Below are 723 nucleotides of genomic sequence, written 5' to 3'. Positions count from 1 at the left end.
GTTTATTAAAAACTAGATTTACATGACCAGAGTAACTGCTCCACTAGAAACCACAGTCTGCTCCCCAGAGACAGCCTTGATAGGAGTATCTCTTCGTTTCCTGGTGCAGCGTTGCTCACAAGAGCCAGATGATGGATGGCACACCTCTGTACTGCAATGGATGAAGATGGTTTCCTGCAGAGCAGCCAGTGAGGCTGGGTCTACAAATGTGAACATCTTCACAATGAAGCGTTTGTAGTGGGTTGGGAACTGAAGACCAGACGACCCAGTCACTGGAACCAGTGTGGTCAGATAACGGTCGTCCTGGTAAGGGCATCCATCAATCAGAAGGTCCCACTGGGGGAGACTGAGTGGACTGGGGGTTGAAGTAGTCCAACAACGTCCCAGCATCAGGACAATGTTGGGGTCAGTCCTCTCCATAATGTGCACCTCAACATACACAGGCTCTCGCAGGACTTTTGTGATGGGATAATCAGCGTCACTGTAGTAGGACGTGTAGGCCTCATCACCTTCAGCACAGCCTTTGGTGACACATTGGCCATTGGCCAGTCTGAGCTCCACCCTGAGAGGCCCTGGAGCAGCTACTGGTAGAGGTGGAGGAACGGAGTTGACCTCCACAACCAGAGCTTCCACAGAAGTTTCAGAGTATCTACACTGGAAGAGGAACTCAAAATGACTGTCCCTTGTGATGGAACCATATGGTCCAATCCCCACTTCATAGGA

The 723-nt window shown here is 50.6% G+C and carries 1 protein-coding gene; it reads right to left on the bottom strand.

What is annotated here, in order from left to right:
- Nucleotides 1–18 precede the first annotated feature (18 nt).
- A partial coding sequence (locus GQS54_RS22970) for a zona pellucida domain-containing protein (RefSeq protein ID WP_166426239.1) occupies nt 19–723 on the bottom strand: 705 nt, incomplete at its 5' end.

The sequence above is a fragment of the Paraglaciecola sp. 20A4 genome (assembly GCF_011378905.1).
Classification (GTDB): Bacteria; Pseudomonadota; Gammaproteobacteria; order Enterobacterales; family Alteromonadaceae; genus Paraglaciecola.
The sequence above is the reverse complement of the archived record's forward strand: the minus strand, read 5'-3'. Positions and strand labels throughout refer to the sequence as shown.